This is a genomic window from Citrobacter sp. Cpo032 (genome assembly GCF_030332975.1).
In the GTDB taxonomy this organism is placed as follows: domain Bacteria; phylum Pseudomonadota; class Gammaproteobacteria; order Enterobacterales; family Enterobacteriaceae; genus Citrobacter; species Citrobacter portucalensis.
Genome location: NZ_JAOWGU010000046.1, coordinates 66,423 through 80,338, shown reverse-complemented (window position 1 = coordinate 80,338; position 13,916 = coordinate 66,423). Strand labels below are relative to the sequence as shown.

Sequence of the window (13,916 nt, the reverse complement as noted above, 5' to 3'; positions counted from 1 at the left end):
ATGGTGCATCCGGGAGGATTCGAACCTCCGACCGCTCGGTTCGTAGCCGAGTACTCTATCCAGCTGAGCTACGGATGCAAATGGCGGTGAGGCGGGGATTCGAACCCCGGATGCAGCTTTTGACCGCATACTCCCTTAGCAGGGGAGCGCCTTCAGCCTCTCGGCCACCTCACCAACACGCCTCTTGCGAGTGCTTCGAAGAACTTGTTTCTGCTCATCGTCGCTGCGTGGCGCACATATTACTTTCTGGGACTTATAAGTCAAACAATTTTTCCAGAGCTTTTATCGTTTGCACATTTCACGCGCAATTAGTCTGCAAAAACGGCAAAAAGAGTGTTTTATCAACAGATAAATTGGCAATTTCCTGAAGGAGTGAACAAACGGAAACTTCGCAGGAAAAGGCATTACGCGCAGTGGAATCGAAAAAATGGGGAAGACGAAGAAGAAAAGAGAAGAAAAAGAGTAACTCAATCAGGTTGCGCCTCACCAGAAAGGTGAGACGCGAAAACCTTAGTAACTGGACTGCTGGGATTTTTCAGCCTGGATACGCTGGTAGATCTCTTCACGATGGACAGAAACTTCTTTCGGGGCGTTTACGCCAATGCGTACCTGGTTGCCCTTCACCCCTAAAACTGTCACGGTGACCTCATCGCCTATCATGAGGGTCTCACCAACTCGACGAGTCAGAATCAGCATTCTTTGCTCCTTGAAAGATTAAAAGAGTCGGGTCTCTCTGTATCCCGGCATTATCCATCATATAACGCCAAAAAGTAAGCGATGACAAACACCTAAGTGTAAGCAGTCACGGCATCACATTCTGTTAAACCTAAGTTTAGCCGATATACACAACTTCAACCTGACTTTATCGTTGTCGATAGCGTTGATACAAACGCTGCGGATTGAAGTCCGCAGCGTCGACTTACGCTTATAATTATTACAGTTTTGCGCTGACCCAGCCTTTCACACTGGCTAACGCTGCAGGCAGAGCCGCTGCATCCGTACCACCGGCTTGCGCCATGTCCGGACGACCGCCACCCTTACCGCCGACCTGCTGAGCGACCATTCCAACCAGTTCCCCTGCTTTCACGCGATCTGTCACGTCCTTAGACACACCCGCAATCAGAGAAACCTTACCTTCCACTACCGTTGCCAGAACGATAACGGTAGACCCCAGTTGATTTTTCAGATCATCAACCATGGTACGCAACATTTTCGGCTCAACGTCCGCGAGTTCGCTGACCAGCAGCTTCACGCCGTTGATATCAACCGCTTTGCTGGAAAGATTTGCACTCTCCTGCGCCGCAGCCTGTTCCTTCAATTGCTGCAATTCTTTTTCCAGTTGACGTGTACGCTCCAGCACGGAACGAACTTTGTCACCGATATTCTGGCTATCGCCTTTCAGCAGCTGCGCAATATCGCTTAAGCGATCGCTCTCAGCATGCACGGTTTGGATAGCACCTTCACCGGTTACGGCTTCAATACGACGAACGCCTGCCGCAGTACCTGACTCGGACACAATGCGGAACAGACCGATATCACCCGTACGGCTGGCGTGAGTACCGCCACACAACTCGGTAGAGAAATCACCCATGCTCAGAACGCGCACATGGTCGTCATATTTCTCGCCAAACAGTGCCATTGCGCCTTTGGCTTTTGCCGCTTCGAGATCCATGATGTTCGTTTCAATCGGCAAGTTGCGACGGATTTGCGCGTTCACCAGATCTTCAACGGCACGGATTTCAGCAGGCTTCATTGCTTCGGTATGAGAGAAGTCGAAGCGCAGCAGTTTATCGTTAACCAACGAACCTTTCTGTGCCACATGCGTGCCCAGAACCTGGCGCAGCGCCGCGTGCATCAGATGCGTTGCGGAGTGGTTCAAACGAATACGCGCACGACGGGCTTCATCCACATCAGCCTGTACCGCATCACCAATTTTCAGAGAACCCGCAGACAGCTTGCCGATGTGACCAATGGCCTGGCCATATTTCTGCGTGTCGCTAACGGCAAACGCGAAGCCTGCGCCTTTCAGTTCACCCTTGTCGCCAACCTGACCACCAGATTCCGCATAGAACGGCGTCTGATCCAGTACGACAACGGCTTCCTGACCTGCGTTAATTGCGTCTACCGCTTTACCATCAACAAACAGCGCGGTCACTTTGCCGTTCAGTTCCAGGTGCTCGTAGCCTTTAAATTCAGAGGCGCCATCAACGCGAATCATCGCATTGTAGTCTGCGCCGAAGCCGCTGGCTTCACGCGCACGACGGCGCTGTTCTTCCATTGCAGCTTCAAAGCCTGCTTCGTCAACCTTAATGTTACGCTCGCGGCAAACGTCTGCCGTCAGATCAACCGGGAAACCGTAGGTGTCATACAGACGGAATGCGGTTTCGCCATCCAGCGTATCGCCAGACAGTTTTGCCAGTTCTTCGTCCAGCAGCGCCAGACCACGCTCCAGAGTACGCGCAAACTGCTCTTCTTCGGTTTTCAGAACCTGTTCAACCATAGCCTGCTGACGCTTCAGTTCTTCACCTGCAGAGCCCATCACGTCTACCAACGGACCAACCAGCTTGTAGAAGAAGGTATCCTTCGCGCCCAGCATGTTGCCATGACGTACCGCGCGACGAATGATACGGCGCAGCACATAGCCACGGTTTTCATTCGACGGCACAACGCCATCGGCAATCAGGAATGCACAGGAACGGATATGGTCGGCGATAACGCGCAGAGACTTGTTGCTCAGATCGGTTGCGCCAGTGACTTTCGCCACGGATTCGATCAATGAGCGGAACAGGTCGATTTCATAGTTGGAGTTAACGTGTTGCAGCACGGCCGCAATACGCTCCAGACCCATACCGGTATCCACGGACGGTTTCGGCAGCGGTTCCATGGTGCCGTCAGCCTGACGGTTGAACTGCATGAAGACGATGTTCCAGATCTCAATGTAGCGATCGCCATCTTCTTCTGCGCTTCCCGGAGGTCCACCCCAGATATGGTCGCCGTGGTCGTAGAAAATTTCGGTGCATGGACCGCAAGGACCGGTATCACCCATCTGCCAGAAGTTGTCTGAAGCATAAGCCGCGCCTTTGTTATCACCGATACGGATGATACGTTCGCGCGGAATACCGACTTCTTTTTCCCAGATTTCATAGGCTTCATCGTCAGTTTCATAGACGGTTACCCACAGACGCTCTTTTGGCAGAGCAAACCAGTTTTCACCGGTCAGCAGTTCCCATGCGTATTGAATAGCGTCGTGTTTGAAGTAATCGCCGAAGCTGAAGTTGCCCAGCATTTCGAAGAAAGTGTGGTGACGTGCAGTGTAACCGACGTTTTCCAGGTCATTGTGCTTACCGCCCGCACGTACACAACGCTGCGAGGTGGTTGCGCGGGAATAATTACGCTTGTCGAGGCCAAGGAAAACATCCTTGAACTGGTTCATCCCGGCGTTGGTAAACAACAAAGTAGGGTCATTGTTCGGTACCAGGGAGCTGCTGGCAACTACCTGGTGTCCTTTACTATGGAAAAAATCGAGAAACGCCTGACGGATCTCAGCGGTGCTCTTGCTCATAATTATCCTGAAGAAATCAAGCTAACGAAATGTCATTACCAGCATCGGCACGCAAACTGCGCCTCTGGCAATCGAAAAGTGGGAATAAGATAAGTTTTCTTTACTGGGAAGTAAAATCCCGTATGCGGTCAATCGTCAAAATTTCGCCATATTGCCTGAATATCTTCCATCAGATAGCCGCGATAGAGCAAAAAACGCTGGACCTTTACTTTATCTGAAAAATCGACAGGTAAAGGTTCACCGTACTTCCGAATGGCCTGCTCGCGTGCAAGCACTGCCCAGTCAATTTCGCACTCACGCATGGCCCGCTCGATAGCTTCACGTGCGATCCCTTTTTGGTTTAATTCCTGGCGCACTCGGGCTGGTCCATAACCTTTGCGGCTACGGCTGGCGATAAACTGCTGCACGAAACGATCATCATCCAGATAACGACTTTCAATACACCAGGCGATGACCTTGTCGTAATCCTCCGGCGTGGCATCAATTTCTTCTGGTCCATTTTTCCCCATCACCGGAGCGGCCAGCTTACGCCGCAGTTCCTGCTCGCTGTGGTCGCGCATCGCCAGAATGCGTACGGCGCGGTCAAGCAGTCGGGAATAAGCAGAACGGCGGGAAGTTGCTTCTGTCATAGTAAGCCTTCAGAAATGAAAAAGGGCTGCATGATATGCAGCCCTTTACTATATGTGATTCACAACATGCGATTCAAAACAGATTATCAGAAATCTTCGTTCGTTTCTTTTACGTCTTCGCCGCTGTCATCAACGGAGAAATCAGGCGTTGAATCCTGGTTATTGAGCAGTAACTCACGCAATTTCTTCTCAATTTCTTTCGCAGTTGCCGGGTTTTCTTTCAGCCAGTTGGTCGCATTCGCTTTACCCTGACCGATTTTCTCACCGTTGTAGCTGTACCATGCACCGGCTTTTTCAATCAGCTTCTCTTTCACGCCCAGGTCAACCAGTTCGCCGTAGAAGTTGATGCCTTCACCGTAAAGGATCTGGAATTCAGCCTGTTTGAACGGCGCTGCAATTTTGTTTTTCACAACCTTAACGCGGGTTTCGCTGCCGACCACGTTGTCGCCTTCTTTCACCGCGCCAATACGACGGATGTCCAGACGAACAGACGCATAGAATTTCAGGGCGTTACCACCGGTGGTGGTTTCCGGGTTACCAAACATAACGCCAATCTTCATACGGATCTGGTTGATGAAAATCAGCAGCGTGTTGGACTGCTTCAGGTTACCGGCCAGCTTACGCATTGCCTGGCTCATCATACGCGCCGCAAGGCCCATGTGAGAGTCGCCAATCTCGCCTTCGATTTCTGCCTTCGGCGTCAATGCGGCAACGGAGTCGACAACGATAACGTCAACCGCACCGGAGCGCGCCAGCGCATCACAGATTTCCAGCGCTTGTTCACCGGTATCCGGCTGAGAACACAGCAGGTTGTCGATATCAACACCAAGCTTACGGGCATAGACCGGATCCAGCGCGTGTTCCGCATCGATAAATGCACAGGTTTTACCTTCACGCTGCGCAGCGGCAATAACCTGCAGGGTCAGCGTTGTTTTACCGGAGGATTCAGGCCCGTAGATTTCGACGATACGGCCCATTGGCAAACCGCCCGCGCCCAATGCGATATCCAGAGACAGCGAACCGGTGGAGATAGTTTCCACATCCATGGAACGGTCTTCACCCAGGCGCATGATGGAGCCTTTACCGAATTGCTTTTCGATCTGACCCAGCGCTGCAGCCAACGCTTTCTGTTTGTTTTCGTCGATAGCCATTAATTACTCCTGTCATGCCGCTTTCGGGTTAAACCGCGAAACGTGATAGATAATGTTCTGTTGAAGCAATTATACTGTATGCTCATACAGTATCAAGTATTTTGTAGAAATTGTTGCCACAGGGTTTGTAACGCGTAGACGGTCGCCTGTCGACGTACCGCGTCGCGATCGCCGCTGAAGCATTCCCTACGCGTAATCCCCTCACCGCTCACGCTGGCAAAGGCGAACCATACGGTACCTACGGGCTTTTCTTCACTGCCGCCATCCGGCCCGGCAATACCGCTGATCGAGACTGCGAAATGCGCGCGGGCAGCTTTTAGCGCGCCAATCGCCATCTCCACCACCACAGGCTCGCTCACCGCCCCATGCTGGGCCAGCGTCTCTTCGCGCACGCCAATCATTTGTGCTTTAGCTTCGTTGCTGTAGGTCACAAACCCGCGTTCAAACCAGGCGGAGCTTCCGGCAATATCCGTAATCGCTTTGGCCACCCAGCCGCCGGTGCAGGACTCCGCCGTCGTAACGGTCGCCCCACGCGCTTTCAGTGCCAGGCCAACCTGCTCACTTAACTGCATCAGTTCACTGTCGGTCATTTCAGCCTCTGTCAGTTAAAAAATATGCCGGACAAGATAGCACTTTCATAACCAATGTGGGGATGGAGAGAACGTTTTACGAGGGGGATTCCAAAAATTGCTCCGTTGCATAAATAAGACCTGCCGGATGACGATGTCAGGGCATCTTATCCGGCCTACAAGAGATTTCTTCCTGTAGGCCGGTGGAGCGATTACTGCACGCGCGCCAGCGCGACCGCCTGACCCAACTGCCACACGGCCATCGCATAGTGGGTACTGTGGTTGTAGCGGGTGATGGTGTAGAAGTTCGGCAGTCCATACCAGTACTGATAGCCGGTACCAATATCCAGGCGCAGCAGGCTGGCCTGCTGATGATTACCCAACGACTGCTGTGGCGTCAGACCCGCGGCAGCAAGCTGAGAAATGCTGTACTGGGTTTTAAAGCCGTTCGCCAGCCCAGGTGCCTGACCATTTGCCGGCACCGCGACCGTATCGCCTTTCACCCAGCCGTGGCCCTTGAAGTAATTCGCCACGCTACCGATGGCATCAACCGGATCCCACAGGTTAATGTGGCCATCACCATTAAAATCAACGGCATATTGTTTATAGGAAGACGGCATAAACTGGCCGTAACCCATCGCGCCGGCAAAAGAACCTTTCAAATCGAGCGGATCGTCGCTTTCATCTCGCGCCATCAGCAGGAAGGTTTCCAGTTCACCAGAGAAGTATTCCGCACGACGAGGATAGTTAAACGACAGCGTCGCCAGCGCATCCAGAATACGGGTTTTGCCCATCACGCGGCCCCAGCGCGTTTCAACGCCGATAATGCCAACGATAATTTCCGGCGGAACACCATAGACCTGCCACGCACGGTTCAGCGCATCTTCATATTGATTCCAGAAGGCCACGCCATTTTGCACGTTGTCAGGTGTGATGAACTGTTTGCGGTAGCGCAGCCATGCACCGTTAGGACCGGCTGGCGGCTGAGTCGTCGGTGCCTGGCGATCCATCAAACGCAATACCGAGTCCAGACGCTTGGCCTGCGACAGGATCTCCTGCAGCTGCTGGCGGTCAAAGCCGTGCTTGTTCACCATTTTCTCGATGAACTGCTGCGCGTTCGGATTATTGGCAAAATCACCGCCCGTTTGCATGACGTTGTGCTGTGGCTCAAGCAGGAAGCCGCCGGATGGCGCCCCCGTAGTCGTTTGAGTCTCTGAAGGTTTAGGTTTGCTGCTACAGGCAGCGAGCAGTACGAAAAGGGGGAGTAACGCTACATAACGACGCTTGAACATGAGACATCCATTAAACAAATTCAGCCTGGGAGAAGTATGGTAAAGCATCCTCCGCCATACAAGGAAGCGGTAGTCGCTCTCCTTCACAGAATTTACATCCCCTTTCATCTCTGACCTTCACATTTGCGAGCTTTCACGCAATAACTTTCAAATTAAAATATTTATCTTTCATTTTGAGATCAAAATAACACTTTTATATCTTTCGATCTGATTAAAATTAACCACCGTTTGGCAAGATAACTAAAATCCCTACAGGAGAGAATAATGATCGACACCATCACACTCGGTGCTGAGTGGTTTATCGGGCTGTTCCAGAAAGGCGGAGAAGTGTTTACCGGTATGGTGACCGGTATTCTTCCCCTGCTGATTAGCCTGCTGGTCATCATGAATGCGCTGATTAACTTTATCGGCCAGCAGCGTATTGAACGTTTTGCTCAGCGCTGCGCCGGAAATCCACTGTCCCGCTATTTGCTGCTGCCGTGCATCGGCACATTTGTATTTTGTAACCCGATGACGCTGAGTCTGGGTCGCTTTATGCCAGAAAAATACAAGCCCAGCTACTACGCCGCCGCCTCTTACAGTTGCCATACCATGAACGGCTTATTCCCGCACATCAACCCCGGCGAACTGTTTGTCTATCTGGGGATCGCCAGCGGCCTGACCACGCTGGGGCTTCCGCTTGGCCCACTGGCGGTGAGCTACCTGCTGGTCGGTTTGGTGACTAACTTCTTCCGCGGCTGGGTGACCGATTTCACCACCACTATCTTCGAGAAAAAAATGGGCATTCAACTTGAGCAGAAGGTGCATCTGGCGGGAGCAACATCATGACACGTATTCGTATTGAAAAAGGCACCGGCGGCTGGGGTGGCCCCCTTGAACTGGATGCCGTACCGGGCAAGAAAATTGTCTATATCACCGCCGGAACTCGCCCCGCAATAGTCGACAGGATAGCAAGCCTGACCGGTTGGCAGGCAGTTGATGGCTTCAAAGAAGGCGAGCCGCCGGAGAACGAAATTGGTGTGGCGATCATCGACTGCGGCGGCACGCTGCGCTGTGGGATCTATCCCAAACGCCGTATACCGACGGTGAATATTCACGCTACGGGTAAATCCGGCCCGCTGGCTCAGTACATTGTCGAAGATATCTATGTCTCTGGCGTGAAAGAAGAAAACATCACGATTGTCGGCGAGGCATCCGCTGCGCCGCAACCTGCAAGCAGCACTATCGGTCGCGATTACGACACCAGTAAAAAGATTACCGAACAAAGCGACGGCCTGTTGGCAAAAGTGGGAATGGGCATGGGTTCAGCCGTTGCGGTTCTGTTCCAGTCCGGACGTGACACCATCGATACCGTCCTGAAAACTATTCTGCCATTTATGGCGTTCGTCTCGGCACTGATCGGCATCATTATGGCTTCGGGTCTGGGAGACTGGATTGCCCATGGACTCGCGCCGCTGGCCAGCCATCCGTTGGGACTGGTTACTCTGGCGCTGATCTGCTCTTTCCCGCTGCTGTCGCCTTTCCTCGGCCCCGGTGCGGTTATCGCCCAGGTTATCGGCGTGCTGATCGGTGTACAGATTGGTCTGGGGAACATTCCTCCGCATCTGGCGCTACCTGCCCTGTTCGCCATTAACGCCCAGGCTGCATGTGACTTTATTCCGGTCGGATTGTCGCTGGCCGAAGCACGTCAGGACACGGTCCGCGTCGGCGTGCCATCCGTACTGGTGAGCCGTTTTCTGACCGGCGCACCTACCGTTCTCATCGCCTGGTTTGTTTCTGGCTTTATTTACCAATAAGGGGCACTCAAAAATGACCGTCATTTATCAAACCACCATCACCCGTATCGGCCAGAGCGCCCCGGATGCACTGTGCGACCAGATGCTGATTACCTTTCGTGAAGGCGCGCCAGCGGATATCGAAGAGTTTTGTTTCATCCATTGCCACGGGGACCTGAACGGCTCTTTACAAGCCGGGATCCAGTTTGAACTGGGCCAGCACCACTACCCGGTCACCGCCGTTGGCAGCGTGGCTGAACAAAACTTACGTGAACTCGGGCATATCACCCTGCGCTTTGACGGGCAGAGCGAAGCGGAATTCCCCGGCACTGTACACGTTGCGGGCCCCGTCCCGGACGGTATCACCCCGGGCTGTATTTTGAAGTTTGTTGCTTAAGATTGAAGGAGATAAAAATGAATCAGGTTGCCGTTGTCATTGGTGGAGGCCAGACCCTGGGGGCATTCCTTTGCCGTGGGCTTGCGACAGAAGGATACCGCGTCGCGGTGGTGGATATTCAAAGCGATAAAGCTGCCAACGTCGCGCAAGAAATTAACGCCGAGTTTGGCGAAGGTACCGCGTACGGTTTTGGCGCAGATGCCACCAGCGAACAGAGCGTGCTGGCGCTGTCGCGCGGAGTGGATGAAATATTCGGTCGTGCCGATCTGCTGGTTTACAGCGCGGGTATCGCTAAAGCCGCGTTTATCAGCGACTTTCAGCTTGGGGATTTCGACCGCTCGCTGCAGGTCAATCTGGTCGGCTACTTCCTCTGTGCTCGTGAATTTTCACGCCTGATGATCCGCGATGGCGTGCAGGGACGCATTATCCAGATCAACTCAAAATCAGGGAAAGTGGGCAGCAAACACAATTCAGGCTACAGCGCGGCAAAATTTGGCGGCGTGGGCTTAACCCAGTCGCTGGCGCTGGATCTGGCGGAGTACGGGATCACCGTACATTCGCTGATGCTCGGCAACCTGCTGAAATCACCGATGTTTCAGTCGTTATTACCGCAATATGCGACCAAGCTGGGCCTTAAGCCAGATGAGGTGGAGCAGTACTACATTGATAAGGTTCCGCTTAAACGCGGCTGCGATTATCAGGACGTACTGAACATGCTGCTGTTTTACGCCAGTCCAAAAGCCTCTTACTGCACCGGGCAGTCCATCAACGTGACCGGCGGTCAGGTGATGTTTTAATGTTGAATTGCCGGATGGCGGCTGCGCTTATCCGGCAAAATCAAAGGAGTACATAATGGTTTCCGCACTGATTACCGTCGCCGCTATCGCCTGGTGCCTGCAACTGGCGCTTGGTGGCTGGCAAATATCCCGCTTTAACCGGGCGTTTGATCAACTCTGCCAGCAAGGTCGGGTTGGTGTTGGTCGCTCCGGTGGGCGTTTTAAACCGCGCGTGGTGGTAGCCATCGCGCTGGATGAGCAGCAACGGGTGACGGACACGTTATTTATGAAAGGTCTTACGGTATTCGCCCGACCAGGCAAAATTGCCACGATAATGGGCAAACATCTTGATGATTTACAGCCTGATGTGATCTTTCCCCATGATCCGTTATCACAGAATGCACTATCATTGGCGCTTAAACTGAAACATGGGTAATTTCGTTGTGAATGCTAATAGCTTGCGAAATTATCATTTTGCAACTTATTAAGTCAGGGTAATCACGCCTATGAAACCTCGTCAGCGTCAGGCTGCCATACTGGAGCATCTGCAAAAGCAGGGCAAATGCTCGGTTGAAGAACTGGCCCACTACTTTGACACGACCGGCACGACCATTCGCAAAGACCTGGTCATTCTGGAAAATGCCGGAACCGTCATTCGTACCTATGGCGGCGTGGTATTAAATAAAGACGAATCCGACCCGCCAATCGATCACAAAACGCTAATCAATACGCATAAAAAAGAGCAGATTGCCGAAGCCGCCGTCCGTTTTATACACGATGGCGACTCTATTATTCTGGATGCGGGTAGCACCGTACTGCAGATGGTGCCGATGCTCACGCGCTTTAGCAACATCACCGTCATGACCAACAGCCTGCACATTGTTAACGCCCTTTCGGAGCTGGACAACGAGCAAACTATCCTGATGCCCGGCGGGACCTTTCGCAAAAAATCTGCGTCATTTCACGGTCAGCTGGCAGAAAACGCCTTTGAGCAGTTCAGCTTTGATAAACTCTTCATGGGCACCGACGGCATTGACCTCAATGCCGGCGTGACCACCTTTAATGAGGTGTTTAGCGTCAGTAAAGCGATGTGCAATGCCGCTCGCGAAGTGATTCTGATGGCTGACTCGTCAAAATTTGGGCGCAAAAGCCCTAATGTTGTATGCAGTCTGGAAAGCGTCGACAAGCTGATTACCGATGCGGGCATCGACCCTGCGTTTCGTCAGGCGCTGGAAGCAAAAGGGATTGAAGTGATCATAACCGGAGAAACCAATGAGTGATGCACTACTGAACGCGGGCCGTCAGACGTTAATGCTGGAACTACAGGAAGCCAGCCGACTGCCAGAACGCCTGGGCGATGATTTTGTCCGCGCCGCTAATACGATTATCCACTGTGAAGGCAAAGTCATTGTCTCCGGTATTGGTAAATCAGGTCATATTGGCAAAAAAATTGCGGCGACCCTCGCCAGTACCGGCACGCCCGCCTTTTTTGTGCATCCGGCGGAAGCGCTGCACGGCGACTTAGGGATGATCGAAAGCCGTGATGTCATGCTGTTTATCTCCTACTCCGGCGGTGCGAAAGAGCTGGATCTCATCATCCCACGCCTGGAAGACAAATCCGTCGCACTGCTGGCAATGACCGGAAAACCGACCTCACCGTTGGGTCTGGCAGCCAAAGCCGTGCTGGATATTTCCGTTGAGCGCGAAGCCTGTCCGATGCGCCTGGCACCGACGTCCAGCACCGTAAATACGTTGATGATGGGCGACGCGCTGGCGATCGCCGTAATGCAGGCGCGCGGCTTTAACGAAGAAGATTTTGCCCGCTCACATCCGGCAGGTGCGCTGGGCGCTCGTCTGTTAAATAAAGTGCATCATCTGATGCGCCGTGACGATGCCATACCTCAGGTGAAGCTCACCACCAGCGTTATGGACGCGATGCTGGAACTCAGCCGCACGGGTCTTGGCCTGGTCGCGGTCTGCGACGACCAGTCACTGGTGAAAGGGGTCTTTACCGACGGTGACCTGCGCCGCTGGCTGGTTGGCGGCGGAGCGCTCACCACCCAGGTTAGCGAAGCTATGACTCAGAATGGCATTACGCTACAGGCGCAGAGCCGCGCGATTGACGCCAAAGAGATCCTGATGAAGCGTAAAATCACTGCCGCACCGGTGGTCGATGAAAACGGTAAACTCACCGGTGCTATCAACCTGCAGGATTTCTATCAGGCCGGTATTATCTAATCCTTCAGACCCAGACGTTTCGCCAGCCGGTGCAGGTTGGCGACGTCTGTTTCCAGCGCCCGCGCGCTTGCCGCCCAACTGTGATTATTTTGCGCCAGTGCCCGGCGGATCATCTCCCGCTGGAACGACTCTGTTGCTTCACGCAGATTGTGTTGTTGTGGGATCTCCGCAACAACTTCCGCCACCTGCGGAGCCGGACCTTCATCCTGCAAGGCAAAATGCTGCGCCTCCAGCACCACTTCATCCCCTGCCCTGGTAGCCCTGGCCAGAACAACCGCCCGGTGAATGGCATGTTCCAGCTCGCGCACGTTTCCGGGCCAGCCGTAATTCAGCAGATGACTACGCGCTCCGGGGCTTAGCACCACGCGGGAAAGACCCAGCCGTAGTCGGCATTGCTCGCAAAAATAGCCGGCCAGCAGCACCACATCTTCGCCGCGCTCACGAAGAGGCGGTACAGAAAGGGGGAAAACGCTCAGACGGTGGAACAAATCCGCGCGGAAATTCCCGGCCAGCACCTCTTCGCGTAAATCACGGTTCGTCGCCGCCAGCACCCGCACATCCACGCGCAGGCTGCGATCGTCACCCACGCGCTGAATATCGCCGTACTGCAATACGCGCAGCAGCTTAGCCTGTAGCGCCAGCGAGAGTTCGCCTATCTCGTCGAGAAACAGCGTCCCATTGTCGGCCATTTCAAACTTACCGCTACGATTGCTGATAGCCCCGGTAAATGCACCTTTTACGTGACCAAACAGCTCACTTTCGGCTACGGTTTCCGGCAACGCCGCGCAGTTCAGATACACCAGTGGATTCACCGCGCGCGGCGAACCTTCATGGATAGCTTTAGCCACCAGCTCCTTCCCGGTTCCTGTTTCGCCGCTAATCAGCACGTTGAGATCGGACCCCGCCACAATCTCAATTTCTTTTTTCAACTGCATCATATTGGGCGACAGGCCAATCATCTGGGTTTCCGTCACCTGCTCAAAGTTGGTTGACGAACCTGGCAGCATATTCTGGCTTTCCAGTTGTTCAATCAGCAGCGCATTGCTCAGCGCACCCGCCGCCAGCGCGGCAATCAGCCTAAGCTCCTCATCGCTGAAAACATCGAACTGATCGGGCTCCATGCCATCCAGGGTTAACGCACCAATCAAATTTTGACCGGCGAACAACGGCAGCCCAATACAGGCATGCACCTTCAGACTCTCCTGCCCCGGAATCAGACCATCATATGGGTCTGGCAAATCGCTGTCGGCAGGGAAACGAACCACGTCTCCGGCGCGGGCAATCGCCTCCAGACGCGGATGCCCTTCCAGAGTAAAGCGTCTGCCGAGAACATCCTGCGCCAGCCCATCGATCGCCAGCGGAATAAACTGTCGCGACTCATAGCGCAGCAGTGCCGACGCGTCGCACTCCAGCACCTGACGCAAAGTGGTTATCAGACGTTGAAAACGGTCCTGATGTCCAATACCGCTTTGTAATTCAATGGCGATGCCCGCCAGCACGTCTACGGAAAAGCTCATGACTACCTCA

14 protein-coding genes and 2 tRNA genes are annotated in these 13,916 nt (G+C 53.5%); 7 read left to right on the top strand and 9 right to left on the bottom strand.

The window, feature by feature from the left end:
* Position 1 precedes the first annotated feature (1 nt).
* The 8 genes from OGY33_RS15680 to mltB form a co-directional block, all read right to left on the bottom strand.
* Positions 2-78 (bottom strand) — tRNA-Arg (locus OGY33_RS15680).
* Between the two features lie 3 nt (positions 79-81).
* Positions 82-174 (bottom strand) — tRNA-Ser (locus OGY33_RS15675).
* Positions 175-510: 336 nt separating this feature from the next.
* Positions 511-696 carry a carbon storage regulator CsrA gene (gene csrA, locus OGY33_RS15670; RefSeq protein WP_000906486.1) on the bottom strand — a complete coding sequence of 62 codons (186 nt, stop codon included), beginning with the start codon at positions 694-696 and terminating at the stop codon, positions 511-513.
* Between the two features lie 238 nt (positions 697-934).
* Positions 935-3,562 (bottom strand): alanine--tRNA ligase, encoded by a 2,628-nt coding sequence (alaS, locus tag OGY33_RS15665; protein ID WP_048215695.1) that lies wholly within the window; start codon positions 3,560-3,562, stop codon positions 935-937.
* Between the two features lie 128 nt (positions 3,563-3,690).
* A complete protein-coding gene (gene recX / locus OGY33_RS15660; protein WP_048225248.1) occupies positions 3,691-4,191 on the bottom strand; it encodes a recombination regulator RecX in 501 nt (166 codons plus the stop codon).
* Between the two features lie 86 nt (positions 4,192-4,277).
* Complete coding sequence (recA, locus tag OGY33_RS15655) at positions 4,278-5,342, bottom strand: recombinase RecA (RefSeq protein WP_003037330.1); 1,065 nt, start codon at positions 5,340-5,342, stop codon at positions 4,278-4,280.
* 92 nt (positions 5,343-5,434) lie between these two features.
* Positions 5,435-5,932, bottom strand: a complete 498-nt coding sequence (gene pncC, locus OGY33_RS15650; RefSeq protein ID WP_003825955.1) for a nicotinamide-nucleotide amidase — start codon at positions 5,930-5,932, stop codon at positions 5,435-5,437.
* 191 nt (positions 5,933-6,123) lie between these two features.
* Positions 6,124-7,203 (bottom strand): lytic murein transglycosylase B, encoded by a 1,080-nt coding sequence (gene mltB, locus OGY33_RS15645; protein WP_003037336.1) that lies wholly within the window; start codon positions 7,201-7,203, stop codon positions 6,124-6,126.
* A gap of 264 nt (positions 7,204-7,467) precedes the next feature.
* Here mltB and srlA point away from each other — a divergent pair, with 264 nt between their 5' ends.
* The 7 genes from srlA to gutQ all read left to right on the top strand — a co-directional run bounded on the left by srlA (position 7,468) and on the right by gutQ (position 12,389).
* Positions 7,468-8,031 carry a PTS glucitol/sorbitol transporter subunit IIC gene (gene srlA / locus OGY33_RS15640; protein WP_191238187.1) on the top strand — a complete coding sequence of 188 codons (564 nt, stop codon included), beginning with the start codon at positions 7,468-7,470 and terminating at the stop codon, positions 8,029-8,031.
* Positions 8,028-8,999, top strand: coding sequence for a PTS glucitol/sorbitol transporter subunit IIB (gene srlE, locus OGY33_RS15635; protein WP_048225255.1), 972 nt, complete (start codon positions 8,028-8,030; stop codon positions 8,997-8,999). The genes srlA and srlE overlap by 4 nt, the downstream gene beginning before the upstream one ends.
* Positions 9,000-9,012: 13 nt before the next feature.
* The gene (gene srlB / locus OGY33_RS15630; protein ID WP_008785621.1) at positions 9,013-9,375 is read left to right on the top strand and encodes a PTS glucitol/sorbitol transporter subunit IIA; all 363 of its coding nucleotides are present in this window, start codon (positions 9,013-9,015) and stop codon (positions 9,373-9,375) included.
* Between the two features lie 17 nt (positions 9,376-9,392).
* Complete coding sequence (srlD, locus tag OGY33_RS15625; protein ID WP_048215692.1) at positions 9,393-10,172, top strand: sorbitol-6-phosphate dehydrogenase; 780 nt, start codon at positions 9,393-9,395, stop codon at positions 10,170-10,172.
* A gap of 55 nt (positions 10,173-10,227) precedes the next feature.
* Entirely contained in the window at positions 10,228-10,587 is a 360-nt protein-coding gene (gene gutM / locus OGY33_RS15620) for a transcriptional regulator GutM (RefSeq protein WP_008785622.1), read from the top strand.
* 70 nt (positions 10,588-10,657) lie between these two features.
* Complete coding sequence (srlR, locus tag OGY33_RS15615) at positions 10,658-11,431, top strand: glucitol operon DNA-binding transcriptional repressor SrlR (protein WP_003037350.1); 774 nt, start codon at positions 10,658-10,660, stop codon at positions 11,429-11,431.
* On the top strand, positions 11,424-12,389 hold the full coding sequence (gutQ, locus tag OGY33_RS15610; RefSeq protein ID WP_003825938.1) for an arabinose-5-phosphate isomerase GutQ: 966 nt from the start codon (positions 11,424-11,426) through the stop codon (positions 12,387-12,389). Before srlR ends, gutQ begins: the two co-directional genes overlap by 8 nt.
* On the opposite strand, the gene norR is transcribed toward gutQ, so the two are convergent.
* The gene (norR, locus tag OGY33_RS15605; RefSeq protein ID WP_191238186.1) at positions 12,386-13,906 is read right to left on the bottom strand and encodes a nitric oxide reductase transcriptional regulator NorR; all 1,521 of its coding nucleotides are present in this window, start codon (positions 13,904-13,906) and stop codon (positions 12,386-12,388) included. The genes gutQ and norR overlap by 4 nt on opposite strands.
* Between the last annotated feature and the right edge of the window lie 10 nt (positions 13,907-13,916).

Excerpts from the sequence above, each read along its gene's own strand:
- srlB (WP_008785621.1), top strand. The coding sequence starts at position 9,013 with ATGACCGTCATTTATCAAACCACCATCACCCGTATCGGCCAGAGCGCC.
- srlR (WP_003037350.1), top strand. The coding sequence starts at position 10,658 with ATGAAACCTCGTCAGCGTCAGGCTGCCATACTGGAGCATCTGCAAAAG.
- recX (WP_048225248.1), bottom strand. The coding sequence starts at position 4,191 with ATGACAGAAGCAACTTCCCGCCGTTCTGCTTATTCCCGACTGCTTGAC.
- recA (WP_003037330.1), bottom strand. The coding sequence starts at position 5,342 with ATGGCTATCGACGAAAACAAACAGAAAGCGTTGGCTGCAGCGCTGGGT.
- srlA (WP_191238187.1), top strand. The coding sequence starts at position 7,468 with ATGATCGACACCATCACACTCGGTGCTGAGTGGTTTATCGGGCTGTTC.
- srlE (WP_048225255.1), top strand. The coding sequence starts at position 8,028 with ATGACACGTATTCGTATTGAAAAAGGCACCGGCGGCTGGGGTGGCCCC.
- csrA (WP_000906486.1), bottom strand. The coding sequence starts at position 696 with ATGCTGATTCTGACTCGTCGAGTTGGTGAGACCCTCATGATAGGCGAT.
- gutQ (WP_003825938.1), top strand. The coding sequence starts at position 11,424 with ATGAGTGATGCACTACTGAACGCGGGCCGTCAGACGTTAATGCTGGAA.
- alaS (WP_048215695.1), bottom strand. The coding sequence starts at position 3,562 with ATGAGCAAGAGCACCGCTGAGATCCGTCAGGCGTTTCTCGATTTTTTC.
- pncC (WP_003825955.1), bottom strand. The coding sequence starts at position 5,932 with ATGACCGACAGTGAACTGATGCAGTTAAGTGAGCAGGTTGGCCTGGCA.
- norR (WP_191238186.1), bottom strand. The coding sequence starts at position 13,906 with ATGAGCTTTTCCGTAGACGTGCTGGCGGGCATCGCCATTGAATTACAA.
- srlD (WP_048215692.1), top strand. The coding sequence starts at position 9,393 with ATGAATCAGGTTGCCGTTGTCATTGGTGGAGGCCAGACCCTGGGGGCA.
- gutM (WP_008785622.1), top strand. The coding sequence starts at position 10,228 with ATGGTTTCCGCACTGATTACCGTCGCCGCTATCGCCTGGTGCCTGCAA.
- mltB (WP_003037336.1), bottom strand. The coding sequence starts at position 7,203 with ATGTTCAAGCGTCGTTATGTAGCGTTACTCCCCCTTTTCGTACTGCTC.